We start from the raw sequence: 880 nt of genomic DNA, 5'->3' as shown, positions 1-880 counted from the left end.
TGATCTTGACCCGCCATTTCCGGACAGCTTTTGTATCTTAAGTTAACGATGCCCGCTGCCGCCGGTATTCTCTCGGAGAGTGATATCCCAGCGCACTATGCGGGTGATTTTCATTGTAATGCGTGAACGCCGCTGCAAGGTTTCGCAGGGCTGTTCTCACATCCGGTTTCGGCATGAACGCGATATAGTCTTCCTTCATCGTCTTCACGAACCGTTCGGCCATGCCATTGCTCTGCGGGCTGCTCACCGCTGTTGTACATGGCTCCAGATTCAGCTCTTTGGCGAACCTCCGCGTTTCATGCGCGGTATATGCTGAACCGTTGTCCGTCAGCCACTGCACCGCTGTGTCGGGCAGCCTGTCGCCGAAGCGCTTTTCCACCGACCTCAGCATCACATCCTGCACGGTCGAACTGTCATAGCCTCCCGTGCTTGCTGCCCAGTCTATGGCCTCACGGTCGCAGCAGTCCAGCGCGAACGTTACCCGCAGTTTTTCGCCGTTGTCGCAGCCGAACTCGAAGCCATCTGAACACCAGCGCATATCGCTTTCTGCCACCGCTATCTTGCCCTTATGTTCACGCTTCGGTCGCTCTGGTTTGTGATGCAACAACAACAGGTTATGCTCGCTCATTATCCTGTAAAGCCGTTTGGCATTCACAGGTGGCTGTCCCTCTGTGCGACGTTGCTTGCGCAGGATGCCCCACACGCGTCGATAACCATAACTCGGCATATCGCTGATAATGTTGAGGATAGCCGACAGTATTTCTGCGTCTGCTTCTTCATTACGCCGGTTACAGCGCCTGTCCTGCCAGTCGGCAGAACGGTTAATCCGCAGTGACAGTTGCGCACGCGACACGCCCATGGTCCGGCTGACCATGGCTAT

The 880-nt window shown here is 55.7% G+C and carries 1 protein-coding gene; it reads right to left on the bottom strand.

Annotated features, from left to right (window positions below; all coding sequences use genetic code 11):
* Positions 1–37: 37 nt before the first annotated feature.
* Positions 38–880: IS3-like element ISEcl1 family transposase (locus KCR01S_RS23605; protein WP_082767983.1), on the bottom strand; the 843-nt coding region annotated here is incomplete at its 5' end.

Origin of the sequence: Kluyvera cryocrescens NBRC 102467 (assembly GCF_001571285.1) — a bacterium.
GTDB lineage: Bacteria > Pseudomonadota > Gammaproteobacteria > Enterobacterales > Enterobacteriaceae > Kluyvera > Kluyvera cryocrescens.
This window is presented reverse-complemented; position numbering and strand designations above follow the sequence as displayed.